Genomic DNA, 26,510 nt, shown 5'->3' on the forward strand with positions numbered 1-26,510 from the left:
CCTTTCTATTAGCGAATATAGTTAATGAGAAATTCATAGTATGAAAATTCATCAACATTTATCCCATATCTTTCTGCTGATTGCTCATTTTCTAAAACAGCAAAAAGCATATCTACGATTTCGCTCATAGAATATTTTGCTAAAAACTGATCCTTTGATAAATAGCAGACATCAGGAGATGCAAAATAAAATGCATTTTCTCCTATGCGACAGCATAATTCGATACAGCCGCCATACGAATCTTCAAAGGAAATAGTTCCCTCCTGGATTCCTTTTTTAATCATTTCTTTTGTCATCACTTTTCTCCTTTCTGAAAAAAGCCACCCGCAGGGGTGGCTCTCAGGTCTTTCGACCAAAATAAAATATTGAATTGTTATACATAAGTAAATACTAAAAATAAGAACTATTCTGCAAAACATAGTCATTTATTTTTAGTGAATAGACAGAAATTGTACTATCTTTTTTTCATTTCCTGCCAGTATTCAATATTTTTTTTATCAATTGCCGCCAAAATGGCATTTTTACTATTTTCAGCAATAATTTTTTCTCCTACTTCTGTTCCAGTGATTTCTAATGATACAGAAACAATTCCATTTGGCATCTGTACTGCTATGATAGCTGTATCTGCTTCCGAATCTGCCGTATCTGGTATGAATTTGGCATAATACCCAGGAACAGAAAGGACATTCATTATCTTTTGTTCGTCAATTCTTATTTTAGATTTTATTTCATGGACATCGTCTGTTAATAACTCGTCCATAATTACTTTTCCAATGTGTTTCATATTTCTCTCACTTTCTTATACTATCATTTTTAACTGTCCGGATGCTTCTGTATCAATATTTATACATGGTATCCGTTCCCCTACTTTTAAGTAGCTGCAGTTTGCTTCTACTAAAAGTTTTGCCATTTCAGGTACCACGCTATTACCGATTCGCGCCACCTGTTCAGACTTTTTATATTTTTTCCAATTGATGTCCCGATCAATAATATAATCATCAGGAAATCCCTGTCCTTTTTTCAATTCTTCCGGTGATAACATCCTTAAATATATATCCAGGAGAACATAATCTGTTCCAAGAACCGTGATCAGTGCAAAACGATCCTTAGTCACAACAGTAGGAAGCGGATCATACATAGAAGATCCTATGCTGCATCCATAATATTCAATCATATACTGCGCAACCCAGTTGCATTTTTTTATAGTTTCTTCCGAAACACCATTTTTCAGAAGTACATCCTTTTTTATCATCTGCACTGAAACCATGCCAAAATGGCCAGGACTTGTCGTGATTGTATGTATTGGATCATGCATACTCTGCCCAGAACCTGATTTATAAAATTTTTCTATGAACGAGGCGATTAATGCATTTTTCTTATTGCGCTTCTCTAAACCTTGAACGATTCCTTCTATTCGCTCTATTCTGGGTGAAACGATACCAAATCCGTGTTTGGTTGTTATTGTAGGAAGTGGTTCAGTAAGACTTTGCCCTCTGAAATTTTCTCCACCATGATTTACCTGAATCATAAAAGGTGCCGATTCAGATGTTTGTATCTGATAGATGAAAGGATTATCACATTCAAATACAAACTTTTTAAGTCCGGCTGCTGTACGGCGCAATGTCTTTTCTGCCAATGGTTTCTTGCGGTCAAAGATTGACTTCCCAAAATCACTCAGATTCAAAACGGTATGAACCGGAACCCATGGTTCTAAACCTTTAGCACCATTTTTACTATGTGTAGGTTCTGGCCAGTTGATTGGTTTACCATCATTCCGAAAAATCGCATACCATCTTTTCCGAGTAGTAGGGGCGCCATAATCAGCGGCAACAAGCTCCCTTGAATCAAATTCATATCCAAGTGATCTCATTGCATTTATAAAACGGTTATATTCCGTACCCTCTTCCCCTTTTACTGGCTTTCCATCTTCTAACCGGCACCAGTTTTTTATTTCACATACATTTTCCATACATATGACAGATGGTGCAAATTTCTTTGCATGTTTGTAAACAGACCACGGCAGTACCCGTAGCTGTTCACTCAAAGGTGTTCCGCCTTTTGCTCTTGAAAAATGGGTACATGTGGGACTGGCCCATAATAACCCCACTTTTCTTCCTTTTATGTATTCCGAAAGATCTACTTTGAATATATCTTCCGTCAAATGCAACGTGTTAGGGTGGTTTACTGTATGCATTCGTATTGCCTCCGGATCATGATTAACTGCGATGTCTACCTGACGCCCCAGAACCATTTCAATACCGACGGATGCACCACCGCCTCCTGCAAAAAAATCTATTACTAATGGTAATTCTTTCATTATTTTTCCTGCCTTTCTAAAGAAAAGTGCCCTGTTTCCAAGGCACTTTTAAAACTTTACTTTATGATGCCTTATCAAGCTGAAGGATTGTATTCAGCTCAGTTAGGCGCTCCATTTTCTGGTTCAATTCCTCATTCTTTTCAAAAGGTTTTTCATACAATGTCTTCGCATTGTCTAAATCAGCCTGTAACTGTTCCAAACGTCTCTCATACGCATCCACCTTATTATCTAAAGTTTCATATATAAGCGTAGTCAACCGGGATAAATTTCCACTTGTTGACTTCAGCAAATCCACTTCATATGTATTGTGACCAATAATCGTAAACGCAGGTGAAATATAATTACGAGCTCTTCTGATCTTAAATCCAGCAATCTCACAGATTGTGATTTCTGGATTTGTAAGACTTTCAATCATTAACGGTTCTAAAGCTTCTTTTGCTTCCTTTGATGTAGTATAAGGAATGTCATTTATCAGAACTTTCCATACCGGAACATCTTCCTGATATTCCGTGTTTTGCTTACGCATTTCGATGTCTTTTCGAAGGTTATCCAAATACTTATTGCAAAGTTTAATTTTTTCTGGAATTGTTTCAGTAAACTGTTTTTCCAATGAATATCTATCATTACGATAGCTTGCCTTCATCAGTTTCAGTTTTGAAACCTCATTATCCAGTTCCATTTTTTCCTTGATTAAAGGATTGCCGGTAGCAACTGCTTTAATCTCGGCATATGATAATGTTGCCTCATCCACGTCCTCGCAATTTCTGGCTACGACTTTTGAGGTCATAACTTGGCTAATAAATCTCTGCTTATTCTCTACTAATGACCAGGAATAAGCATCAAAAGTTCCTTTAGTTACATATCTGTATACAGCAATTTCAGGGTTAAGATTTCCCTGTCTGATACCACGTCCTTCCCTTTGTTCGATACTTGATGGTTTCCACGGACAATCCACATGATGCAGTGCAACAAGATGTGTCTGAACATTAACGCCTGTGCCGCATTTATCTGTAGATCCAATCAGGATTTTTACGGTACCCGTTCGCATCTGCTCAAACAGTTTTTTCCTTGCATCATCTGTTTTTGCGTCATGAATATACCTGATCTCATTTTCCGAAATACCACATTCAATTAATGTGGCCTTAATAAAATCATATACATTGAAATGCTCCTTACTTGGGGTTCCAATGTCAGAAAATATCAACTGTGTTCCGATAATACCTTTCTTTTCTGCCATTCGGTATTCTTTCAGTACATTCGCACATACTTTCAAAAGTTTTCCGTCTGGATTCATAGGGGCATCCTGATTTAACAACCTTGCATCCGTACCAAGCAATTTTGCTTCATGGGTAATCTTAAGGAAATTGTCTTTAGACGGATCTACTAATCCTTTGTGGATTGCATCTGCACGTTCTACAAACTCATCCATGACCTTTTTCGTATACTCGTCTGGTTCACTTTCCACAATAATGCTTTTCCCTGTCCTTAAAGCCGGCACTGGAAGATTCAGGTCTTTGGCCAATTTAATATCGGCAATATCTCTGAACAACGTCATCAACTCAGGAAGATTACGGAATTTGTTAAACCTGCTTTTAAATCGGAAACCGCTTCCTTCCACGGTTAATTCTAATGCAGTGGTAATTTCACCAAAATTGGCAGCCCACGCATCAAATACATTTAATCCTGTACGTTCCAACTCATCATATTGCAGATAATTCTGCATTACATAGAGTTCACACATGGTATTGCTTACCGGTGTTCCAGTAGCAAATACAATGCCTTTCCCGTGATTTTTCTCGTTGATATACCGACATTTCATTAACATATCCATGCTTTTCTGCGCTGTAATCGTATTGATACCAGCAACATTTGCCATTTTCGTATAAACACTGAGGTTTTTATACGAATGAGCCTCATCAACATACATTGCGGTAAAGCCAAGATCCTCAAAATAGATATTATCGGTATCTTTCTGAGAATCATTGTTTAATTTTTCCAATTTTGCCTCCAGACTTTTCTTGGTGCGCTCCAGTGAGCGGACAGACCAGTTGTTGTCGCCAGAAGCAGATGCAAGCTCAATGCTTGTTGTAACATTAAATATTTCATTTTTTATCTGTTTCTTTCGATACTCTGGAGATAACGGGATCTTCTCAAACTGTGAATGACTCATGATTACAGCATCAAAATCCATCATGGCAATTCTTGCCACAAATCGCTTTCGGTTCTGTTTGGAAAAATCTTTTTCAGTCGTTACCAGTATATTAGCTGCCGGATATAACCGTAAAAATTCTGCAGCCATCTGTCCCACTAATGATTTTGGCACCACAATAACAGGTTTTGTTGTAAGACCAAGTCTACGCTGCTCCATTATCGCTGCAATCATTGTATAGGACTTACCGGCGCCCACTACATGGGCCAGCAAGGTGTTTTTTCCAGATAAAATACGTGCTACCGCATTCTTCTGATGATCCTTTAATTCAATATCTGGATTCATTCCTGGAAATGTCAAATAGCTTCCATCATATTCTCTCAGACGAATCGTATTAAAGGTATCATTATAATACCTCACATATTTTTCACGTCGTTCGGCATCTTCAAAAATCCACTCTCTAAATTTTTCCTGCAAAAGACGTAATTTTTCTTTTGCCAGAATTGTTTCTTTCTGATTTACCACATATTTGACATTGCCATGTTCATCCTCAGACGCATCTTTCACGACGGCATCTTTCAGATTTAATGCCCGTTCAAAAATTTCATAGGCATTCATCCGTTCGGTACCGAATGTTTTTGTAGCCATAACCGAATGTGCCTGCATTTTTTTATTTTCGATAAAAAATGCCTGCTTACTATCATCTTTTTCGATCATAATATAATTAGGTCTTCGATAATACCGGTTATTATATGACTGCAATTCACGGGAAAATCGCATATATTCTGGTACTTTTAATGTCTCATACAGAAATGCTTCATAATCAGCAAGTTCTACCCATGTGGTGCCAATCTGTACATCTATATCACCTGCCGGAATATCCTCTGGTTGTACAGCCTTTAATGCTTCTACATTTTCAGTAAATACTTCTGGATATTCCTGTGATGCACGAATAGCAACCAACAGTTTATCTTTTACTTTTCCAGAAAGGTATTCTTCTGATGTCTGATAACGTATATCCCCAGATTCTGAATCATAAGTGCCGGGAATCCCAAAAATTCTTCCTTTTAGTTCCTTTACAATATGATCTTTTGATTTACTGTACAGTTTTGCCATATAATCAAGATTCACCTTGCCATAGGCATTCAGGCTACAGTTTAAAGCTTCAACAGCAGTGTCTACATGAACCACCATTTTCTCTGGTACTACAGTCCGTTTTGAGAAAATATCTGCTTTAGTGACTGTATGATCATCTTCATTTACGATTTCCAATGCTGATAGTAATGGAAAATCTGCATCCTCTCGGAATGCACTTTTATTCTGTCTGGATGTAATATATCCGTATTTATCAACAAATTGATTGTAGGAATGGTTTAATTGCTGTCGCTTTTGAATAATTGCTAATGAATCGCTATCGTTCAACTGTAGTGCAATCAGTTCCCTTACCTGTTTCCGGATATTATCCAGTGCGATGATACGCTGCATTGTAATTACTGTCCCGTTCACACGACGCATAATGGAATTTTCTTTAAAAAATACTTTTCCATTTTGAACTACATAGGTGTAGTTTTTTGCATCCGGATCTGCCGGAACAATATCCTTGCCTGCCAAATCTTCATCTAGTACAGGTTCTGGAAGTATTGCATGAAAACTATCCAAGATATCTTTTACCATATCTGGATGAAAATCCTTATTGGAAATCGTATACATTTTTCTATCACTACCAAATCGTGTTACTGCTTCTATACTTCCAAGCATATTTGACATGTGTGATAAAAAATAGTTGTTCACACGATAGCCATCAATAAAACCAGTTTCTAACCATTCCGGTTCATCATCGGTTGCATGGTCTTTTTTCTGAAAACACAGAATATCGCACGTAACCTTTGTTCCTGAGTGATGAAATGCTTTATCTGGCAATCTGACAGCTCCAATGAGTGATGCCTTTTGAGCCATCAATCTCCGCACCGAAGAATCAGCCTTATCCATGGTTCCTTTTGAAGTAATCAATGCAATGATTCCTCCAGGTCTGACAAGATCCAATACCTTTACAATAAAGTAATCATGAATAAAAAGATTGAAACGATTATATTTCACATCGTTTACCTTAAATTCACCAAAAGGAATATTTCCGATAGCCACATCAAAGAAATTATTCTCAAACCTGGTTTCCTGTAACCCTTTAATCTGGATATTAGCTTTTGGGTATAATTGCTTTGCAATACGTCCCGTCAGCGGATCAATTTCAACCCCATATCGTTTCACGTCATCATTTTTCAGTTCCATTACGGAAAAGAAATTTCCAATTCCCATGGACGGCTCCAAAAGGTTTCCTTTATGAAAACCGAAGCGTTGCAATGTTTCCCACATATACTTTGCTATTTCTGTGTCAGTATAAAAAGCATCTGTTACAGTTGCGCGGGCATTTTCATACTCTTCAGCCGACAGTTTCTCTTTTAACTCCGTACTTTCCTTTTTCCAATCATCCTTTGAAAAATCAAAAGCTTCTGTTACTCCACCCCAGCCTGAATACTGAGCTAATAACTCCTGCTCTTCCGCTGTTGCGAATCTTTTTTCATTTTCAATCTGCCTTAAGGTACATATGGCTTTTAAGTTTGAAGAATAACGTTCCTTCTTACCTTTTAAAGCACTTTTTGCTTTCTGAACAAAATCCTTAAGAGTAGAAATCATATTGCTTTTTTCTTCTACCTCTGTTTTTTGAATAAATAAATCATGAAATGATATTTGTTCAGAACCTTCATTTACTTTTGCTTTCTCTTCATGTTTGGATAACGCTCTCCAAAACATAAAGAAAAATCTATTTTTCTTTACGTGCATATATTTATTTCTCCTATTTTTGTAATTTCACACAGCTTCTACATACAACACTGTGTTTGATGGAATATCATTTTCCTTGCAAAATTCACGAAAAAGCTCAGAAAACTCCTTAACAGATTTCACATCATCAAACTGTGTTTCATCTTCTGCGCCAATGTCATTGATAAAACCAACGTTGTATGTTGTAAAATATCTTGAAAAATTACCTTTTGCCATTTTGTAAACTGTTGCCATTTAGTTCTCCTTTCTATAACGGACAAATTGATAATTTAAATTTGTCCAATGCCACTAAAATATGTTCCCTGATAAAACGTCCCATATGCTGTGTGACACCGTTTGCTATTTGCTGCTGTTTTGAATCAAGGGAATGGCCATAAACCTGAAAAGATTAATCAAGTCCCATCAGTGCTGCCGCTTCACTTACATTCAGGATGCGATTTTCATCTGGATGTGTAATACAGCATTTTCTCCAGTTGGCCAGTGTTATCGCAGGTTCATCCCACGAAAGTCTCCGATACATGTTTGAAAACTTGCTTTTTGTTTGAAGCTCTTTCGGAAGATCTTTCCAGTTTCCACCTGGAGGCACAAATGACATTCGCTCTAAAGTAAGTGGAGAAGGCTTGCTGCAGTCCATCCAGTTAAACCAGCTTTTATCAACTTTGGATAAAGCATCCCGAACCGTATGCATAACAGATACCGTTATACTTGGTAAAACGATTTTTCCGATTAGCGAACCTATTACGATTGCCCTTTTTCTTCTTGTATAACCGCCCAGCCTAGTATCGTCTAAAATAGTAGTGGATAGTGCATAACTACTTAACCGCTCTTCTACGCGTTTCAAATACATAGCATCCTTTTGTGTCAAAAACTCCGGTACATTTTCCATTACAAATACCAATGGATTTTTTGCTTTTACGATTCTGCAAAAGTCATCTATCAATAATCGCTTCTGTTCTGCTATTGCCGAATTTTGATTGTTATGGTTTACACTGGAATATGCCTGACAGCATGGGCCACCTATGACAATATCGCCATCTGGAATATCATCTTCATTCACAGTTATGATATCTTGACAATGAATATGTGGTCCAATGTTATGTCTGTATGTCAGACAAGCATCTTTATCAAAATCAACCGCATAAACGAACCTGATATTGGGACCTTTAAAGCTATAATCAAGCAGTCCTGCACCTGAAAATAGTGAAATCGTGTCATATACGTTTTGTATATGTTTCCGCTCTTTGCGTTCATCCCATTCCGGAAATACGTTTCCATTAACGTATCCAAGCTCTGGTAAAGTAACAAAGCTATCTCCAGACGCTTTTTTCAGAATGATTTCTCCTGTTTTTTCACCAAGAATGTAATCTTCTTTTTGAAAATCAGAAAAGAAAAAGACAGTGCCTAAGCCTGTCTTTTCTCTACGATATATATGGACAATGATTCTGTCTGATGCATCTGTTACTTCCATGTAATCAGCTTCAGATACCAGAGTACGAACCTCTTGTGATCTGATGTCATACAGAGGTTTGTATATCTTTCCCGACTTTTTTCTACTTACCGTACTGGTACCATCTGGATCGGAAATTATATATATTTCTGATTTGTCTCTGGAAATAACATATCGGAATTTTGTCCCGATTCGATCCTGATGTTCCGCCGGCAAGGAAAATGTCAGTCCACGGTTACTTTTCTTAATTTTTTTCAATTTTCTACCTCCTTTTATACTACTTTTGAAACCTTTTGAGTTTTATTCCTCTTCCGTAGGTTTTCTTTGATACAAATTGCTGTTTGCCCTTCAAACTTAACAACCAACCGGACACCCGGTATAAAATAAGTTTTAGACATGTCAATTTGCTCACATCGGTGTTCCCTTCGCAAATCTTCATATGCCTGTACCCAGTTTCTGTGATCTGGTGACATCGACATAAAAATCACCTGATTGTGCCAGACATGGATGTACATATCCTTGTTTTTAGAACGTAGGATACTTTTGTTTAAAAGAATCCTTAAATCTTTTCGTTTCAACTCCTGTAGCATAGTTCCTTTGAATCCCATGCATTGACATATAGAGACCAACGCATTTTCATTAACGGGAAAATCATTGAGCTTTGGATCAAAACGTAAATACATACCTGAACCAGCCAATACTTTTGCATGGCTACGTATTTCTTCAAGTATCATTTCATCGACGTTTTTTTTCGTCGGATCAATAAAACTGATTTCCTGCGTTTTTACAGGATACCATCTGCTATCATGATCCATTTCACAGAGTGTTTGTATCAGTTGGTGTTCACTGCTAAATATTCTTTTTTTGTTTTTTTTTGCCATTTTTCGCTCTCCTTCATTTCTAAATTTGAAACATACGTTTCTGTTTTCTCTCTGCGATTGCTTCTTCTAATAATCTTTTTTTCCCAGATAAGTAGTAACCATATCCAGATTTTTCATTGAGAGATTTTATTTTTTCCGCAATCTCAGATAATTCATTTTCCATCTCACTAATCGTAAACATTTCCCTTTCTTTTTTAGTTAAATAATACATAAGTAAAAAACTCAGGCACTTGCCTGAGCTTCCTTTCTATAATATGCCTCTGCTGTATTTTGATTAAGCATCATGATCTGATACTCAACCCTTTCGTTATTTGACTCATCTACATATTCGTCTCGTAACGCCTCCAGTTTTGGATATACCTCTTTGATTTTTGGCTCAATTTCATCCCATGAATGAAGTTCATAAATAAAGTGATAGCACTCTGTTTTATGGCTGTTCAAACATTCACTGAGTAATTCCATATACACTCCGTTTGACCGTGGTGTGTCGGAACATAATAAAACTTTGAAATCAAGTTTAATAAATACCTGGTATAACTGATAGATAATACATTTACGCAATTTTTCATACGCAACATGAAAACGTGGCTGTTTATCACAGTCCGGGCAATTTCGATGCGCAGCAAGTAATTTGTTCTCTACCAGATCCTGCAATACTTTCAGTGCTTCTTCCATTCCTTTCTCCTTTCACAAAAAAACAGATTCATTAAAATGAATCTGTTTTTCGTACATATTTAGTGGTTTTCGTTTTCACGAGATGGAAATTAATAAAAATGTTTACATTATATAGGTACTAAGAAAAGATCTTTTTTTGCAATAAAAATTCAATATTTTTTTATTACAGCAAGCAAAGAAACTCCTTTTTTCAGATCTTTTTCTAAAATAATATTTTTTTCCATCCTAAAAATTCTATATAAAAATGTATTTAATAGCTTGGATGAGCTACTTTCTACATCAGTTTTCGTAATTTTAAATATCTTTTTCCATAACCGTTCTATATATGCAGGTAATAATAAGATGCTGTTATAATACGTGCAACGCATTATTTCTAAATCATTTTCTGACAACAGATCCATGAGTTGCTGTTTTTCATATCTTCTGTAGTGATGATTCATTACATCATCATTACTCCACAATTTCATATTAGCCGGTACGGTCAATACTAATATACCCCCAGGTGCAAGTATATTATATAACGAAAGAACAGCTTCTTTATCATTTTCTATATGTTCCAGAACATCCAGAGCTATTATGGTATCAAATTTATGCTGAAAAGGTATGTTCTCAGGTAAACTTCCCTGCTTGATATGATCAGATGCATTCTCACCATGGTAATTTTCACGGCAATAATCTACTGCTGTCTGCTCCATATCAATTCCATATATTTTTTCTGGTGGAAAATCATGAAGCATGAGTCCCATACCACATCCAACATCAAGAACATTGCCATCCGACTTCCCATATTTTTTTATGAATGCCAACACAATTTCTTTTTTCGCTTTAAACCACCAATGGATTTCCTGCATTTTTTTTAATTCGTCATATTGTGATTTTTCCATAATTGCTCCTTTTATATGCTACAGATTTCAAAGAAATAAAGCCGTCCTGCTGTTATTATAAAACAGTAAGACAGCTTTATTTGTACGTTATAAATGATTAGTAAGAAGTATGCAATAAATCTGCTAATCCATATTCCGTTAAAATTTTACGGATTTTTTTTCTACGCTCACCAACCGCCTGGTGCGTTATACCAAGAATCTCGGCAGCTCTGGTTGTTGTAAATTTATCGGCTTTCCCAAATCCATCCATCAACATCATATCAAAAATTTTTAAATCGACCGCATCAATTCTTTTATCCAAAGATAAATCATTTCTTACTAATTCCATCTCACATTTTACATCGCAAATATCACAGCTATATTCTACATTATCTGCGATGCTTTTATCTGGATACAATAAATCGCGATATTCCTCATTCACGTCATAATTTCGTTCTCTCTTGTATCTTTCATCAAGGAGTTTCTGAATTCTTTCAGGTGATTTTCCTTCCATCTCACTTAATGTTTCTATCGTTGGAAAAAGACCATATTTTTTATAGTACGCTTCTTCAGCTTTAATTAAGCGATTGACTTCCTGAACATTTGAAATTTTTGGTTTTTTTGATTCAAAATAATCTAATACAGCTTTACGAATCCAGTTATTAGTATAAGATGCAAATGAAGTTCCTTTATCGAACCTATATTTTCGAATTGCAGGATATAGGGAAAAGTAGGCAAGAATAAAGCATTCCTCATAATCATCTTGAGATTTGAATTCAAAATGTCTTTCAAGATATGTAAACACATGTTTCATATGTGCCATTATAATGGTATTTTGTGCATCGGTGTCTTTAGCCTTTGCCCTGATAAGTAATTCACGTAATTCATCTGGCTCCAGATTTGGAGTCTCAAAACACTGTTTACGTAATATTGCAAATGATTCAGCAATGAGTTTTTTCAATTTAACCTCCTCTGATTATCAATCAGAGACCAAGTTCGGTTAAAAATTGTTTTTCAAGCGATTCAGTTCGGGTTTCATTTTCAGATCCCTTTGCATGATCTATATCACTGTCCTGTAATAATTTGCGAAGTTCTGATATCCGGCTTACCTCCTTGGTCCCCTCTTGAAACTTAATCTTCTTTTCTGCAGCGAGACCATGGTTCCAGATATATTTGCTCAAGTCCGCAATGGGCCTGTTTATTAACTTTGCAGTCAATGCCATAGTGACATTCAAATCTAAATATAACCAGCGTATATTTTCTTCTGTGTCAGCAAATTGAAGTTTTTCCTGATACCAATCGTAGCTAATGTGTGTCACTCCCTTCTTAAATAATCCTCTACAAATTCATTCAAGCCGTAACGTGCTAAACGTTCTACAGCTCTTTTCTTTGCAATGGAAATATAATTTGATGTCAGTGTAAACTGTCTATCTTTTTCAGGACTTAGATGACTTTTACCAATTTCCATCTCAGTTAATGTCTTCTTACCTAAATTAGAATATTTCTGGATCAGTTCCTGTCTCGCATTTACGTTCCCATGTGCGCTTTCATACAGAAATTCCAATCCAATGCGGATTACTTTAGAAGTTTCATTTTCATACGCTCTTTTGAGCATTGTATCAAATTTTTGAAACATCTCATCTTCAACGAAATGAGTAACAACAGAACCTTTGTTCGATAAATTTGAGGATAATTTTTTGGTTTCATCCAGAAAATTGTTAGGGTTTTCATATTCGTTATAATGAAATTCATTTGTTAAATTGCCACGTTTTGTTATAACTCTCCAAAAATCATAGAGTTTGTGCTGAATAACTTTTTTGGCATAACCTCTAAAGTCTCCCTTTACTGGGTTGTACGTATCTGCCGCGTACATGAATGCCAAACATCCCTCCTGGTATAAATCATCATTATCGTAGATAAACTCGTTCTGAACTTTACCGCTGATAAAGGTATAAACCTGTGCTTTTACAAACTCTAAGTGATTTTCAAGTTTTGTATCTGTTACATCGCATGATGTAAAAACATAAAATCTAAATTTTCCCATTTTTATAAATCCTTCCTTTGTGCATTTTTAGAAATCCCAGTCACCACCCTCATAGTTTTTGGGATGGCTATATCATAACGAACCAGAAATTTTTTTAGTAAAAAAAAGCACAACGAAAAAACAGGTAAATATGCACAATTTCATATCTTACACGCAACATTTTGGTACATTTTTTTGTTTTATATGCACAAAAAACACACTATTTTCTTCGAAAAAGTGGGGGAAAATAGCTGTTTTTTTTTGAGGGAAAAGTGTTGTCACTCCTCCTTTCGTTTTAATTTTGTAAGAAATGGCATTAATCTCTTATGCAATTTAATTACTGAAGTCAAGAAAAAAAAGGAAAGGCACAAAAACAAATTTTTACAAAAAAAAACAGCCAACCCCCTGTAGGTTGACTGCTTTCTGTTGTAGTTATCTGATTGACGGCTGATCATCTATCAGATAATGCTCTTCAATAACTGGATACATTTCCTGCATCCATTCGTCAGAAGTAGCAAAGGCTGTTACATTTTCGTATGAATCGATATAAGAAAATGTATAGCCTTTCGCTTCTAGTTCATTTTGCCATATTGGAATATCTTCATCATCTACTCCATTTATATAGCACTGGCATGATTCATACTCCAGTTTTTTCAATTCATCAACCGGGGCATTTGTACGGAAAACGATGAGTTCTCCGCCCATACCTGTTCCATCCTGCAGTGAAACAAGCCTTTCTTCAATTCCACCTTCAAATGTTTCTGTAACCATTGTGTGTAACTTGTGTGCAACCATTGTGATTTGTCGTGTATTTCTATCATAAAAGTACACACTATTTGAAAGTATTTCTTCATCTTCTATAACATCAGTATTAACATATGATACAGCTGCTAGCATCTCTTCCGGTTCTACGATATCCGCAGCTATTGCAAGTACCTCATGCACACTTGAGGGTAATATATAGAGATTGCTTTCAAGCTTTTTAGCCAATTCATATAACCTATCTTCGTATAACATATTAGCAGCCCCATAGTAATCCTGAACATTGGTGATTGCCCATAAATCTTTATCTATTGAAAGACAAGTAGCTGACTCATCTATAAAGTTTTCTCTTAACATATCAAGAACACTTCTAACAACGATAGGAAACATTTTTCTCGTATTTAAATAAGCACAATGATATAATTTCTCCTCATTCATGCCAATAGCTTCAGCAATTTCATGAGTAACTTTGATCGCAAACAACATATCATTTTGATTGAAAACTATTTCATAAATAATTGACAAATCATGAAATGCTCTGTGCGGTACATGTTCCAACATCGATAGATTCATCTGTGTATTGATAATACGAAAAACAATTTTTTCTTTTAAATTTTCCCTAATTTCATCCCTATTTATCGATGGAGCCTCATCATATCGCTCGACGATCAAATCACAAGTACTTTTTAATACCTGTTCTAAATCATCTCCCTGTAAATAAGATTGATACATATCATTAATGTAAATGATAGGTGAAATTCCATCTTTCTTTTTTATGCTAAGGCCATCCAGTATAGCGTTCGTTTTTTCTACCGGAAAGGTTATTAATTCGTGGTTTCTGAACTCATCCGGCATATATTCCAAAATTTTTTCTTTTACTATGTTCTTAAACTCATTATACGTCATTTTTATTCCTCCAAAATGAGGTCTGCGTATTTTTCGCAGACCTCTATAATATATAATTTACTTATGCTACTTTTTCTGATTCTGCCGCTACAGTTACTCCAAGAACCATGTATTCATAGTCCTCGCCTTTTATAACACAAGGAGTTTTGTTCCCATTAAAATAAAAAGTAACATCCTCGTCCATAATGGCTTTTAATGTTTCCATCATGTAACGTGGGTTATAATGAAGAACAACATCTTCACCGTCTGTTTTGGCCATAAGCTCATCTTTCATTTCCCCAATTGCGGAGTTTGCTGCTACAGTCAGGTTTCCTTCTTTAACAGAGAAACTGATAGGTTTATCACGATCACCGCCGGTAAGGCAATACAACAGAGATCTATTAAGACTATCTAACAGTTCTGTTTTGTTTACTGTCAGCATTGTCTTGTACTCCTGTGGTGTCAATTTTGCCACATCGAAATAAGAACCTTCTAAGAGTCTGGCTGTCAACAGAGAATATCCTGTTGATACTGCCATTACATTATTATTACAATATATCTTGCAGGCATCACTTTCCTTATCGGAATTTTTTTCTGATAATAACCGCATTAATTTCTTAGCAGTATTTTTCGGGATTAATGTATCGAGCGTTATATCATTTGCCTCTGGAATTGCAAATGAACTGGATGCCACACGGAATCCATCTAATCCCTCTAAACGAAGCACTCCATTACTCAAATTAATATGCAGTGCACCAAGCTCTTTCTTCTGCGTTGCATCATCTGCTACTGCAAATAACACAGCTTCGATGCCAGCATACAGTTTTTTTCTGTCAATACTAATAACTGTATCATCCGGTCTTGTCATGTCATCAGGGAATTGATCTGTATCCTGATAAGCCAACTGCATCTTTGACTTCTGCTGTTTCACCAACAATTTCCCTTTGTTGGTCTGGATATTCAACTCTCCTTCCGGTGCTTTTGAAATCAGGTTCAAAAACATAGAGCCATCTACACAGATTTCTCCTGGCTCTTCCACCTTGCTGCAGGTGATTCCTGTCTGAATGCCGATGCCTTCTTCCATGCTCATAGAGCGAATAAAAAGGAACTGCCCTTCGGCTTTTATCACAAAACATTTTGTGATTTGCAGATTTGTTTTTTCACTTGGCAGTGCTTCTGCTGCCATTTTTGCTACTTTAATAAGTTTCTTTTTCTCAATTTTTACCTTCATCGTTTTTCTCCTTTTTATAAAAAATATTTTTTTGTTACCAGTAGATATATAATTTTTCTGAAAAAATATTATGTGACTCCTTTCTAAAAATTTGTAATAAAAAAGGTTCCGGCGAACCGAAACCTTAATCCTCATCTAAGAGGTAATACAGAAAAATAAATATATATACATTTTATAATTACTACTAAACTTCACTATTCTGCAAAGGAGATACAAATTTTTTATGCTGTTTTTAGAAGAGCTTTTTTGGTGATCACAGCCTCTGGCGTAACAACACATTCTACAATATCTGGATCAGAAGGAATATCGTACATGGCATCCATTAAGATTTCTTCTACGATAGTACGTAATCCTCTTGCGCCTGTGTGATTATCATACGCAATCTTGGCAATGCTCTGTAATGCTTCTTTCTCAAAAACCAGATCAACATTATCAAATGCAAATAATTGTTTGTACTCCTTGGTAATTGAATATTTTGGTTCTGTCAGGACACGAACCAGATCATCTTCATTCAGCTCGTTTAATGTGATCCTGATCGGCAATCTTCCGATAAGTTCCGGAATCATACCATATTTTTTCAATAAATCCGATGTTAAACTATCTGTTTTTTCAGTCTGCTCTGAATTTTTCAAAAAGCCAATGGATTTTACAGGTTCAGGTGTAGTCTGAAACATTCCTTCAAACGCACCACCGCAAATAAATAGTATATTGCTCGTATCAATCATAACATTACCGGTCTGTGGATGTTTCCTGCCGCCGGTAATTGGAACAGATACTTCGGCTCCCTCGATCAATTTTAAAAGTGCCTGCTGCACTCCCTCTCCGGATACATCTCTCGTGATAGATGCAGATTCTGATTTACGACCAATTTTATCAATTTCATCAATAAAAATAATTCCACGTTCACATTTTTCTACGTCATAATCTGCTTTGACATATAAGCGCTGGATCACATTTTCTACATCGTCTCCGACATAACCAGCTTCAGTAAGAGAAGTTGCATCCGCAATCGCAAAAGGTACATTTAAAAATTCTGCAAGCGTCTGAGCAATCAATGTTTTTCCGCATCCAGTTGGACCAGCCAAAAGAATATTACTCTTTTTAAGTGTTCCTGTCGCGTCTTGCAATCGTTTGTAATGGTTATATACGGCAACTGAAAGAACCTTTTTTGCTGCATCCTGACCAATCACGTTTTCATCCAGAAAATTCTTAATATCATGTGGAACCGGGATAGCATTTTCTTCTGTTTTATCATCTTTATAATTTTCAAAAGATACTGTTTCGGCAATTCCCAAAGCTTTTCCCAATTCATTATCCAGTTCCAGACACATCTGAGTCATAATGGAATCGTTCATCTGAATTCCTTTCACATTCAGCATTTTTTTTGCACATTTTTCACATACCAAATGTGTACCATCTGGCATGATAAAAAAGGTATTCTTCTCCTCAATTTTATCCTGGCAGTAAGCACATTTTCTGTTATTCTCATTTAAAATAGTTTTCATAAAGCATTTCTCCTTTTTAGATTCGGTTATTAATTACCTGATCGATTACTCCATATTCCAGAGCTTCTGCTGCCGACATGTAGTAGTCTCGTTCTGTATCATATTTGATTTTTTCATAATCCTGTCCGCAATTTTCAGCCAAAAGATGATTCAGCTTTTCTTTTGTTCGCAAGATATTTTCAGCTACTATCTGGATGTCCGTTGCCTGCCCTTTTGCCCCACCAGAAGGTTGATGGATCATAATCTCAGCATTAGGCAGAGCAAATCGTTTTCCTTTTGCGCCACCTGCCAACAGGAATGCTCCCATGCTTGCAGCCATACCAATGCAGATCGTAGATACATCGCATTTGATATACTGCATAGTGTCGTAAATTGCCAGGCCGCTAGAAACCATACCTCCCGGGGAATTAATATACAACTGAATATCCTTATCCGGATTTACCGATTCCAAAAACAATAACTGTGCAACGATTAAGCTGGCAGAAGTTTCATTTACCTCTTCTCCCAGAAAGATGATCCTGTCATTTAATAATCGTGAGTAGATGTCAAAATTTCTTTCACCATGACTTGTCTGATCTACAACATAAGGTACAAAACTCATATAATTAATCCTCCATTCAATTTTTATAATACTGAAATTATGATATTAGCGTTTTCTTTGGTTTTTGTCCCAATTACTTGTGCTCTATTTACTAATACGAAAGAAATATATTGTTTTGCAACATATATCTGTTAATTTTATTAAAAACCCCACGAACGTTAAACGCTCGTGGGGATAAATCATAGCAGAAACCGGATCACTATCCCGATCAGAAATACACCCGGAATAATCAGCCATGTTCCAATATAATATAAATTTATTTTTTTGCGCTTGCTCTTCCAGTACATATGGTTTTCATCATATGTGACTGTCTCAGCCAGTCGGGATTGTAGCTTATCCATAAAAGCAATAAGTTCATCTGTATCATAAAACGTACCATCAATTTCAAAAAAGTCATTTGGAATTGTCTGACCGCCAATGAAGATAAAACTTAAACCGGTATCCGTATTAAATTGGATATAAATTTTTTTATCTTTCGTTTCTACGATGCTGGTAATTTCGGAGATACAGATTTTACACCCCTCATAGTTTTCTCCTGTAGCCTGATAGCAATTAAGCCAGCCATTTTCGATGTTTAAATAGCTCTCCTTGATATCAGTTAGTTTTTTAGTTGCAGATTGTGATTTCATGTACATTTTAACTGATTCGATACATGTTACCCCTAATGCACATACAATAAGGATCAGCTTGAAAATACTAAAAAAAGTCTCGGCCGGCACTGGAAATAATACGGCGATCATAATGATTGCAAAACCAATCCCACACTCTAAAAAAATATATTTTGCATGTTTTTCTGAATCAGTTAATGCATTCATCATAAGATTTTCTTTTGGTTTGATCTTATATTCCATCCAGAAATGCCTCCTGTCTTATTCCTATTTATGTGGTCTGATAACACTAATAATCTGACCAATCGCCAATCCTTTTTCTTCATCCATCTTCGTACAATAAAAACGTACCTGATCCTCTTTCTGCGGTTCTCTTCTGGATCTTAAAGATGTATGTGCTAATGCATTTGTACCAACATTCAGATACAAAGAATAGACACCACTGTTTACGCGTGTTACTTCGCCAGAATACGTTGCTCCTGGTTTACACATATGTATATCATCCGCATTAAGAGAACGTGCTTCACAGAAAACGCCCTCTACTTTTTTATGATCCTCAGAATAAATGATCTCTGTGATCCGAACTCTTACTTTATCGCCTACAAAATAGCGATCCCTTGCGTTAGATACCCAGCGGTTCTGTAATTTATATACAGATGTGAGTGTTTCGACACCAAAGATCTCTAATCTTACTACTGTGGTAGCGACAGACAGGATTTTTGCTTCTACGATAGAACCAACCTGTACCATGGGATGTCCTTTTGCTGTTTCTGCAATAAACATGTCATGCATTTTTGCGTTCATGGCCAACTGACGGGATGCCATGATAGAATGAGCTTTTTTATCCAACGCAATGACTGTAAAATCAATATCGGCTCCTGTCATGCTGGAGCAAATTTTGGATTTTGCCTCGTTGATCTCTTCCTCTGTCTTATCCGGTGCTGAAATTAAAACATTCATGTAATCCACCGGAATGATAACCCTCATGCCCTTATAATCAGCAACAACTACATTAATTGTTTTTCCACCGACTGAAAATGGTTCCACACCGGAGATAATGCCTGAAAGGGATTTCCGGCGGTGATATGAGTTTTCAATTTCATGCCAGGCAATTTCCTGTCGCATATTTTCTTCATCACCATAACCGCCTGCAAAACGATCTACCGTAATTACTTCTCGTTCATCATACTGATGTGTTTTAATGCGGTTCGGGACCAGAACACTGTCGTCACTTTTAACATTTGTTGAGCTTTTTTTTGCCGCAGACTTAGCTTCTTGATTTTCCGGTGTTTTTTCCGGCGCAGACTGCAGTTCGTTTTCTTCCAAAGTTGTATTTTTTGTATCTTCCGCCATTATGTTACACCTCCTTATATTTTATAAACAGCGGACTATTTTCGTTGCCACATAGTAATTACTAAAATGGCATACAACTTTGCAATCCAAGCTTAAAATAACATGTTATTTATGATGTGTGCATTATTCTCTCCTACCCTGTAATCACTTGGACTTCCAGATAAAATCATCAGGTAGCGGTCATCATCACGGAACCGCAGCTTATAATGTGCATCTTTTGTAATCGCAAATCCTAATGATTCCAATTGGTTTTTAATACGTGGAGTCAAATCACCACTGCCTTGTAGGATAGTTTTTACTTTATCTCTATATATTTTGGCATTTCCGGTAATAGTATTTGTCTTAACAAGATCTGTTAAAATATGGTATTGTCGCCGACTTAGATTTTTTTTATTATGGGACATATTTTTATGCTTTTCTGTAATGGCAGCAATCACTACATCCCGTATTTCATCTGGGTAAAAATTCTCTTCATTTGAATCTAACAGGATCGTCGTATGTGAATGCTGGCCTTTCTGTTGACTTTTCTTCATACTTAAATACGGATTCTTCTGTTCTAATTTTTCTTGTAGAAGTTTAATGTCATAGCGCAAGGTATCTATTGTTTCAGAGGACTGTTTTTTTTGCTGTTCCAATTTTTCCTTACAATCTGCCAGCTCTTTTTCTAACACTTCTTTTTGAAGCATCAGTGTTTCCGGATTTTCGAATCCAGCTGCCTCTTTTTTTAATTTTTGTTGTGATTGTTGATAAGCATCTATCATGGAATCTTTCACTTCCAGCTCTTTTTTCAAAGTTCGATTTTCTTCGGTGAGTTTTCTTATCGTATCTAATAGTTGTTGATTTGTCTGACGCTCTAATCCAATGCTATTTTCTTTTTCGTATTCAGTCAGTTCGTATGTCTTAATCTTCTTTCGTGCATGATATAATACAGCCTCCGTAGCAATGGACCAGATACAATTAGTGATTAATTCTTTCATATCAATACTTCTGATTCCTTTATTTGCAGAATACTCACTAAAATTATCCACATCTGCTTCTGTAGATTGTTTGAAACATTTTTCATATTCCTTAAAAACATACATTTTTAAAATATCATCCAATCTTTCTTCCACAATTCCAGACAATTTGGCGATTTCACTTTCATCTGCATGTATCGAAAAAATATCAAGCAAAACGTGTTGATCTACCAAAAGCTGATTAATGATTCTGCACATTTCGCTTCCTTCCGTTAGTTGAAAATGAAAGGATGCACTTCCAGGTGTCCAGATCAGCTTATCTGGTGTGCAGTTATTTTGCGCAACCTGAAATAGTAATACTTTACTTATTGCGCTAAGTGATACTTCATTTCCATCCAGCATAAAATGTCTAAGTGGCAGAAATTGTGTAATACAATAATCAATCAGTCTCTTTTCCAGACGCTCCTTATTTTTCTGTACCATAGGTATATCATAAAAATCCCCATACCCAAGATCATCAGCCATTAGTTTTTCCACATATTGTCGTGACATATCGGCACAGACACGACTATCCGCTATATATTTTGTTATCTTTTTATTTTTATCAAATGCTGATGGATTGGTAAATCCTGCCTCGTCTATCTTTTTATATATCATAGCCGGATTATTAAGTATCTCTTGATTTTCCTTTGATAAAGGCATCGCCGTATTATTGAAGATTTTGATATAATCTTCTGGGATAAATTTCTTCCCGCTGTTTTCCAAATATTTCCTGATCAATTCGATTTTAGTAAAATACGAACTCAATTCTGTATTTCCTACCCACAATTTATCTGGAACTAATTCTTGAAATATCGGCAATAATTGGACAATATCTTTGTCTATCTGCTGTTTTAGATCATAGTATTCTTCTGTAGCTGCTGCCGTATGAAGTCGGAATACCAGCTCTGTTATTGTATACCGGTTAAGTATATCTATAAAATTTTTCATTTGATTTACACCTCTTTGTCTTATTATATATCTTCTCTTTTCATATCCTCTGCTTCATCTGGTATATATACTTTCCTGACTTAACAAAAAATGCATCTGTTTTCATTTCCACAAGTGCATTATATGTTAATATTAACAGTTATGATTATTGGTTACCACCATCTTTTAATTCTTTTCTTATGCTAGGTGTGTAACAATACTGTATTTGCGTTCTACTACTTCTACTGTTGGATATTGGTACAGATTTCTGATATACGGATTGTCATCGTAAGTCAGTATGATATCCGTACCTGGGAAGCCTTTATACAGGTTTTCTAGTAAAAATGCCAATTTTTCATGTTCTTCTTCTGTGTAGTATTCACTGTATAGTTGTTTTCCTTTTTCATAATATGGTGGATCAATAAACAATGTAGCATGTGGCATCCAATACATCTCTTCAATAAACTCACAGGCATCTTGATTTGACAGATGTATGTGAGAGCTGTATGAATGGATATCTAAGATTCGTTTTCGTAAGGTTTTAGGAGTCCATCTGGCAGCAGGATCACTCATACAGTTAGCTTTGACAATGCCAGAAAATGATAAGCGGTTTGTGATCAGCAGATTCCACGCTGCTGCCAACAAATCGCATCCAACATACTTACGATTTACAATCGTCTGTGCTTTTCTATATTCTTCTTTTGATGGGACAAAATTATCAATCAGCTCCAGAAGCGGAAATGGATCAGTTTTGATAACCTGAAACAAAGAATAGATACCGTAATCCTTATCATTAAGGTATAATTCTTTGATATTGCCTGACATCAATAATGATAAGCCCACCGATCCACCGCCGGCAAATGGTTCAATAAAATTTAGCATATGATCTGTATCACACATCTGTAAAATATCTCCTGCCAATCGGCTTTTACCACCCGGCCATCTGAGTGGAGACACCTGCACTTTTAATCCTGGTCTATACCTGCTACCTGACGCGTCAGTTCGGCAATTGTTTACTTTCTTTTCTAAGATCAGTTTAAACTGATGACTTATTTCTTGCTGATTGAAATTATTAAATCCTTCACATACTGGGCACCAATATCCTCTATGCAATTGATAATCTTCTTCGAAATCATCAAGCAATTCGGATGAGAATCCACAAAAAGCACATACATATCCATTATCTTTCCTTACTCGTCTATCCACTATATTTTTCCCTTCTTTTGCACTACAGACATTTTTTCTAGGCTATATACGTTATTTTTCATGCATTCAGCTTGTAAAGAAGACTATAACTCTTTAAAAAAGCTGATTCAGTTATCGCAGTTTCTGCCTATAATGATAAATACGGCATGAATCTGTATTTGTGCAACAAAAAGTCCTGCCTTATCAAGGACAGGACTCTATTATTATGTGTTATTAGAAATAATTCCATGGAATATACTAAAACCCAACACCAGTCACCATGCGTCTCAGTGACACCATCATCTGATGTCTTTTTTTGCTACACTTTACACTTGCATCTGTGTGTTTCAAAAATAATGAGATATTTACATTGCTTTCATTAACGTCTGAACTTATCACATTCTTCCGGTCTGCATCCTCTGGGATGCCCTTCAATCGTAATATAATCGCAATATACATTTCCGTAATTTTTTGATGGAGAAGACGTTTTTCTCCCATAATAGCATTTATTGCACTTTTCACGTTTGATTTTTATAATGTCAGCATCTGACATTTGTGACCATCGTATATTTTCACTCATTGTTCGGATTCCTCCTTATAGATCCAAATTTCCTATGTTAGATCCCCTTGTGATCCTTCCTAAATTTCCAGATGTATTGCTATGTTTATTATCAACTGTATCAGTTTCACCCATATCGTCCCATGAGTCACCTTCTATTGTTTCTGCAGGCTCATCATCAACTGCAGAAGTTTCATCAGATCTTGTAACAGCAATTATTTTTGGCTCACTATTTTGGTCTGTATCTGGAAATTCATCTTCCACCTGTTCAACTTTTTCTTCTGTAACATTCGGTTCCATAGATACCTTGTTACATTCTGTATGATTTTCGCCGGTCTTTTCATCGCTATCCTGATTATTAGTATCATATAAATGCATCATCTTCTGCACATTTACAGGTATCTCAGAAAGATCATCTCCGTATTCATAACAAGTCGTATCAAAATCCGATGTATCATCAGCAGGCTGGGCATTGGTATCAATATTTTTATTTGTATTGAAGATCTTATTCCTTTTCGCAATGCGTTCCTGCGTCAGTTGCTGTTTCAGATTAACTTTATCCGTATCAGACATGAAATTTCCATCATCATTAAGAAACGGTAAACCACAAGGAAAAGCACTATCATCAGCATATAACTGTTCATACACATGCAACTGTTCGATCAAAGGTTTTCTCTGGTTGCCGTAATCTCCATCTGATTTGATTACATATGCACTCTCATCCTGCTCTTTTTGTTCAATCACCATATCGATGGTGGCAATATTGCTGCTATTATTTTTTAAATCGGTTCCATTTTTCATAATCCGCCACAGAGGAACAATCTCATTTGCTTTTATTACTTTCAATGCTAATGCTGCCGGATGTATATAATAATTGAACTTTTCAAAATAATATGTCTGGCCCAACAAAAACATAACGACATATTCCCGTGGAAGTCTTCTTAATTGATCCGGATAGATTAATGGTCTTTGCCCTTCGCCAACAGAAAAGCTATCATTGGTTTCCTGTGTGATATTGAATACCGGGAACATCTCTTTTTCCCTGCGTGTTTCAACACGGATAGTAGTCTGTCCAGTTAATTTTGAATAATATTCAGAAGTTGTGTTATCATTACATCCTAAATAGAAGGTAAAATCACATTCTCCAAGGATATCTTCCCATTCATTATTCCCATATCTTGCTTTTAAAAGCGAAAGGTCCTGAAACATAATGACCAAACTTAAATTGTAGCTTCGTGCCACCTGTAGCCAGGTTTTGAATTGCTCCATGTATCCCAGCGCTGGGAATTCGTCCAAAAGGAAATTTACGGGTATATCACACTTTCGGTTAGGACGCGACTCCGCATAAGTCATAACATTATGGAATATAAGTGAAATCATAACGGACTGTAATACCGTATAGGTATTTGTCTTTACTGATGTGATCAGAAAAATTGCTGTTTTCTTTCGTGGGATGTCTGCAATACAAATATCACTGGTTCCTGTTATTCGCTGTACGATTTCTGATTGAAAAATATCCATACGTGATGTTAAACCAACAATCGCATTAGGCATAAACTTTTCACCCTGAAGAAATTTGTTAAAATTCTGCTTCGCTTTGGAATTGACATCATTAATGCTTTCGAACATACTTTTTAATTCTTCCAGGTTTTTAGTGAGTAGAAATTTATATGCTTCGCCAAGTGTTCTTTTGGAGTCGGCAGTATTAAATTCGACAACATAAAAAACCAAGGCTTTTAAGAGACTTTCTTCCAGATTATCAAAGAAAGCTTCTGTCTTGGCTCCAGCCACGGAAGTATTTACAATTAAAGTGTGGCATATGATATTTATGATAGTTTCTCTTTCAAAACTATCAGCATTTTTAGCATCTTCCAATATATCAATACTATTAGAATTCCAGATAGCTTCATCATTTGTGTTAAACTGATATACTTTATATCCCATTTTGCGCAGATAATAGGACATTTCTTCGTACAATTCTGATTTTGGATCTGTAATGACCATGGATTCACCACGCATTGCATAATGCATGATCCATGGTTTTGATATAGAGTTTGATTTACCTGTTCCGGATGTACCACAGATACTCATGTTTCGGTTATATCCCATATCTTTCGGGATAGAAATTATTTTATGTGTATCACAGGTTCTTCCTAAAATTGTTCCACTCGTTTCCAATGGACTATCTGATATATCAAACCCTTTTCTTCTTATGTCGTTTTCATTTGATATAAGCTTAGAATCTCCATAGTTTTTCGAACTTCTTTGTGTCGGGGTAAAATTCATGGTATGTTCAATTTTTTTCCCGAATTTTACTGATACGATTCTAAGTCCTACTAATATGAAGATTAGAAATGCTGAAATGATAAAAACTGTTCTTCCGACACTTGTCGTAAAGGTACATTTAAAGGCTGAAACAATATTAAATAATTTTTTATTCCCAATACTGAATCCGCCTATTATGCCGCTTACATATGCTGCCAGAATGAGTAAACCGATTCCACATAGAATATGTGTTTTGGGGGAACCTGCCTGTTGTTCATCGCGATCATCCAGACTGGCAAAGTCCCCTTTCATTAGTTCTTTAAAATTATTCACTTAAAAATCCGTCCTTTTTCATATATTGCAATCAGAAAATCTTCCTGCTGTAAAATAGTTACTGTCTGCAGCAGGTATTTTGCAATTAGAAATAAGGAATTTTTG

The 26,510-nt window shown here is 36.0% G+C and carries 23 protein-coding genes; all 23 read right to left on the minus strand.

The window, feature by feature from the left end:
• Positions 1-8 precede the first annotated feature (8 nt).
• The 23 genes from DXB15_RS08045 to DXB15_RS08155 all read right to left on the minus strand — a co-directional run bounded on the left by DXB15_RS08045 (position 9) and on the right by DXB15_RS08155 (position 26,405).
• Positions 9-296: a hypothetical protein gene (locus DXB15_RS08045; protein WP_118702592.1), complete on the minus strand. Its 288-nt coding sequence runs from the start codon at positions 294-296 to the stop codon at positions 9-11.
• 158 nt (positions 297-454) lie between these two features.
• The gene (locus DXB15_RS08050; RefSeq protein ID WP_147404786.1) at positions 455-760 is read right to left on the minus strand and encodes a hypothetical protein; all 306 of its coding nucleotides are present in this window, start codon (positions 758-760) and stop codon (positions 455-457) included.
• A 39-nt stretch (positions 761-799) separates the two neighbouring features.
• Positions 800-2,317, minus strand: a complete 1,518-nt coding sequence (locus DXB15_RS08055; RefSeq protein WP_118702594.1) for a DNA cytosine methyltransferase — start codon at positions 2,315-2,317, stop codon at positions 800-802.
• 61 nt (positions 2,318-2,378) lie between these two features.
• Complete coding sequence (locus DXB15_RS08060) at positions 2,379-7,304, minus strand: helicase-related protein (RefSeq protein ID WP_118702595.1); 4,926 nt, start codon at positions 7,302-7,304, stop codon at positions 2,379-2,381.
• 27 nt (positions 7,305-7,331) lie between these two features.
• Complete coding sequence (locus DXB15_RS08065; RefSeq protein ID WP_118702596.1) at positions 7,332-7,538, minus strand: hypothetical protein; 207 nt, start codon at positions 7,536-7,538, stop codon at positions 7,332-7,334.
• Between the two features lie 154 nt (positions 7,539-7,692).
• Complete coding sequence (locus DXB15_RS08070; protein ID WP_147404787.1) at positions 7,693-8,772, minus strand: DNA cytosine methyltransferase; 1,080 nt, start codon at positions 8,770-8,772, stop codon at positions 7,693-7,695.
• 251 nt (positions 8,773-9,023) lie between these two features.
• Positions 9,024-9,632 (minus strand): hypothetical protein, encoded by a 609-nt coding sequence (locus DXB15_RS08075; protein ID WP_118702598.1) that lies wholly within the window; start codon positions 9,630-9,632, stop codon positions 9,024-9,026.
• A 19-nt stretch (positions 9,633-9,651) separates the two neighbouring features.
• Entirely contained in the window at positions 9,652-9,843 is a 192-nt protein-coding gene (locus DXB15_RS08080; protein ID WP_118702599.1) for a hypothetical protein, read from the minus strand.
• 11 nt (positions 9,844-9,854) lie between these two features.
• Positions 9,855-10,307 (minus strand): hypothetical protein, encoded by a 453-nt coding sequence (locus tag DXB15_RS08085; RefSeq protein WP_118702600.1) that lies wholly within the window; start codon positions 10,305-10,307, stop codon positions 9,855-9,857.
• A 149-nt stretch (positions 10,308-10,456) separates the two neighbouring features.
• The gene (locus DXB15_RS08090; RefSeq protein ID WP_118702601.1) at positions 10,457-11,191 is read right to left on the minus strand and encodes a class I SAM-dependent methyltransferase; all 735 of its coding nucleotides are present in this window, start codon (positions 11,189-11,191) and stop codon (positions 10,457-10,459) included.
• A gap of 97 nt (positions 11,192-11,288) precedes the next feature.
• Positions 11,289-12,131 carry a sigma-70 family RNA polymerase sigma factor gene (locus DXB15_RS08095; RefSeq protein WP_118702602.1) on the minus strand — a complete coding sequence of 281 codons (843 nt, stop codon included), beginning with the start codon at positions 12,129-12,131 and terminating at the stop codon, positions 11,289-11,291.
• A 22-nt stretch (positions 12,132-12,153) separates the two neighbouring features.
• Positions 12,154-12,489: a hypothetical protein gene (locus DXB15_RS08100; RefSeq protein WP_118702603.1), complete on the minus strand. Its 336-nt coding sequence runs from the start codon at positions 12,487-12,489 to the stop codon at positions 12,154-12,156.
• The gene (locus tag DXB15_RS08105) at positions 12,486-13,214 is read right to left on the minus strand and encodes a sigma factor (protein ID WP_118702604.1); all 729 of its coding nucleotides are present in this window, start codon (positions 13,212-13,214) and stop codon (positions 12,486-12,488) included. The genes DXB15_RS08100 and DXB15_RS08105 overlap by 4 nt, the downstream gene beginning before the upstream one ends.
• A 411-nt stretch (positions 13,215-13,625) precedes the next feature.
• The gene (locus DXB15_RS08110; protein ID WP_118702605.1) at positions 13,626-14,861 is read right to left on the minus strand and encodes a DUF5688 family protein; all 1,236 of its coding nucleotides are present in this window, start codon (positions 14,859-14,861) and stop codon (positions 13,626-13,628) included.
• A gap of 61 nt (positions 14,862-14,922) precedes the next feature.
• Positions 14,923-16,071 carry a DNA polymerase III subunit beta gene (gene dnaN, locus DXB15_RS08115; protein ID WP_158582218.1) on the minus strand — a complete coding sequence of 383 codons (1,149 nt, stop codon included), beginning with the start codon at positions 16,069-16,071 and terminating at the stop codon, positions 14,923-14,925.
• Between the two features lie 221 nt (positions 16,072-16,292).
• Positions 16,293-17,576, minus strand: a complete 1,284-nt coding sequence (gene clpX, locus DXB15_RS08120; protein ID WP_118702607.1) for an ATP-dependent Clp protease ATP-binding subunit ClpX — start codon at positions 17,574-17,576, stop codon at positions 16,293-16,295.
• A 16-nt stretch (positions 17,577-17,592) separates the two neighbouring features.
• Complete coding sequence (clpP, locus tag DXB15_RS08125; RefSeq protein WP_118702608.1) at positions 17,593-18,177, minus strand: ATP-dependent Clp endopeptidase proteolytic subunit ClpP; 585 nt, start codon at positions 18,175-18,177, stop codon at positions 17,593-17,595.
• Between the two features lie 179 nt (positions 18,178-18,356).
• Positions 18,357-18,995 carry a hypothetical protein gene (locus tag DXB15_RS08130; RefSeq protein WP_147404788.1) on the minus strand — a complete coding sequence of 213 codons (639 nt, stop codon included), beginning with the start codon at positions 18,993-18,995 and terminating at the stop codon, positions 18,357-18,359.
• Positions 18,996-19,052: 57 nt separating this feature from the next.
• Positions 19,053-20,138 carry a S1 RNA-binding domain-containing protein gene (locus tag DXB15_RS08135; protein WP_118702610.1) on the minus strand — a complete coding sequence of 362 codons (1,086 nt, stop codon included), beginning with the start codon at positions 20,136-20,138 and terminating at the stop codon, positions 19,053-19,055.
• Between the two features lie 92 nt (positions 20,139-20,230).
• A complete protein-coding gene (locus DXB15_RS08140) occupies positions 20,231-22,084 on the minus strand; it encodes a hypothetical protein (RefSeq protein WP_118702611.1) in 1,854 nt (617 codons plus the stop codon).
• A 177-nt stretch (positions 22,085-22,261) separates the two neighbouring features.
• Entirely contained in the window at positions 22,262-23,269 is a 1,008-nt protein-coding gene (locus DXB15_RS08145) for a DNA adenine methylase (protein WP_330427488.1), read from the minus strand.
• Between the two features lie 358 nt (positions 23,270-23,627).
• The gene (locus DXB15_RS16820; RefSeq protein ID WP_147404789.1) at positions 23,628-23,828 is read right to left on the minus strand and encodes a hypothetical protein; all 201 of its coding nucleotides are present in this window, start codon (positions 23,826-23,828) and stop codon (positions 23,628-23,630) included.
• A 15-nt stretch (positions 23,829-23,843) separates the two neighbouring features.
• Entirely contained in the window at positions 23,844-26,405 is a 2,562-nt protein-coding gene (locus DXB15_RS08155) for a VirD4-like conjugal transfer protein, CD1115 family (protein WP_147404790.1), read from the minus strand.
• Between the last annotated feature and the right edge of the window lie 105 nt (positions 26,406-26,510).

Origin of the sequence: Roseburia sp. OM02-15, from assembly GCF_003481835.1 — a bacterium.
Classification (GTDB): domain Bacteria; phylum Bacillota; class Clostridia; order Lachnospirales; family Lachnospiraceae; genus Eubacterium_I; species Eubacterium_I ramulus_A.

Excerpts from the sequence above, each read along its gene's own strand:
- DXB15_RS08045 (WP_118702592.1), bottom strand. The coding sequence starts at position 296 with ATGACAAAAGAAATGATTAAAAAAGGAATCCAGGAGGGAACTATTTCC.
- DXB15_RS08050 (WP_147404786.1), bottom strand. The coding sequence starts at position 760 with ATGGACGAGTTATTAACAGACGATGTCCATGAAATAAAATCTAAAATA.
- DXB15_RS08055 (WP_118702594.1), bottom strand. The coding sequence starts at position 2,317 with ATGAAAGAATTACCATTAGTAATAGATTTTTTTGCAGGAGGCGGTGGT.
- DXB15_RS08060 (WP_118702595.1), bottom strand. The coding sequence starts at position 7,304 with ATGCACGTAAAGAAAAATAGATTTTTCTTTATGTTTTGGAGAGCGTTA.
- DXB15_RS08065 (WP_118702596.1), bottom strand. The coding sequence starts at position 7,538 with ATGGCAACAGTTTACAAAATGGCAAAAGGTAATTTTTCAAGATATTTT.
- DXB15_RS08070 (WP_147404787.1), bottom strand. The coding sequence starts at position 8,772 with ATGGAAGTAACAGATGCATCAGACAGAATCATTGTCCATATATATCGT.
- DXB15_RS08075 (WP_118702598.1), bottom strand. The coding sequence starts at position 9,632 with ATGGCAAAAAAAAACAAAAAAAGAATATTTAGCAGTGAACACCAACTG.
- DXB15_RS08080 (WP_118702599.1), bottom strand. The coding sequence starts at position 9,843 with ATGTATTATTTAACTAAAAAAGAAAGGGAAATGTTTACGATTAGTGAG.
- DXB15_RS08085 (WP_118702600.1), bottom strand. The coding sequence starts at position 10,307 with ATGGAAGAAGCACTGAAAGTATTGCAGGATCTGGTAGAGAACAAATTA.
- DXB15_RS08090 (WP_118702601.1), bottom strand. The coding sequence starts at position 11,191 with ATGGAAAAATCACAATATGACGAATTAAAAAAAATGCAGGAAATCCAT.
- DXB15_RS08105 (WP_118702604.1), bottom strand. The coding sequence starts at position 13,214 with ATGGGAAAATTTAGATTTTATGTTTTTACATCATGCGATGTAACAGAT.
- DXB15_RS08110 (WP_118702605.1), bottom strand. The coding sequence starts at position 14,861 with ATGACGTATAATGAGTTTAAGAACATAGTAAAAGAAAAAATTTTGGAA.
- dnaN (WP_158582218.1), bottom strand. The coding sequence starts at position 16,071 with ATGAAGGTAAAAATTGAGAAAAAGAAACTTATTAAAGTAGCAAAAATG.
- clpX (WP_118702607.1), bottom strand. The coding sequence starts at position 17,576 with ATGAAAACTATTTTAAATGAGAATAACAGAAAATGTGCTTACTGCCAG.
- clpP (WP_118702608.1), bottom strand. The coding sequence starts at position 18,177 with ATGAGTTTTGTACCTTATGTTGTAGATCAGACAAGTCATGGTGAAAGA.
- DXB15_RS08130 (WP_147404788.1), bottom strand. The coding sequence starts at position 18,995 with ATGATGAATGCATTAACTGATTCAGAAAAACATGCAAAATATATTTTT.
- DXB15_RS08135 (WP_118702610.1), bottom strand. The coding sequence starts at position 20,138 with ATGGCGGAAGATACAAAAAATACAACTTTGGAAGAAAACGAACTGCAG.
- DXB15_RS08140 (WP_118702611.1), bottom strand. The coding sequence starts at position 22,084 with ATGAAAAATTTTATAGATATACTTAACCGGTATACAATAACAGAGCTG.
- DXB15_RS16820 (WP_147404789.1), bottom strand. The coding sequence starts at position 23,828 with ATGAGTGAAAATATACGATGGTCACAAATGTCAGATGCTGACATTATA.